1 protein-coding gene is annotated in these 268 nt (G+C 76.1%); it reads left to right on the top strand.

Annotated elements, in window-relative coordinates; all coding sequences use genetic code 11:
• Positions 1 to 268, top strand: a 268-nt coding sequence (locus tag L9G74_RS20800) for a hypothetical protein (RefSeq protein ID WP_238898659.1), incomplete at both ends; no start/stop codon positions are given.

Raw genomic sequence — 268 nt, 5'->3', positions numbered from 1 at the left:
GAGCGCGCGAGCCTCCGCACCGGACGACCTCGCCCGGCTCCTCGCCCTCCGTGCGGACCTGCTCTACGTCACCGGGGACCCCGCGGCCGTCGCCGCCTACGACGTCGCACTGGCGAAGGCGCCGGCCGAGGAGCTCCCCCGGCTGTCGCTCATGAAGGCGCGTGCCCTTCTCGCGACAGGGGACGTCGAGGGGGCGGGCCGGACGGCGGACCAGGCCGAACCGGTCAGGGCAGAGGACCGGATCACCGCCGAGGTCGTGCGCGGCCTC

The sequence above is a fragment of the Shewanella electrica genome (genome assembly GCF_022321485.1).
GTDB lineage: Bacteria > Pseudomonadota > Gammaproteobacteria > Enterobacterales > Shewanellaceae > Shewanella > Shewanella electrica.
The sequence above is the reverse complement of the archived record's forward strand: the minus strand, read 5'-3'. Positions and strand labels throughout refer to the sequence as shown.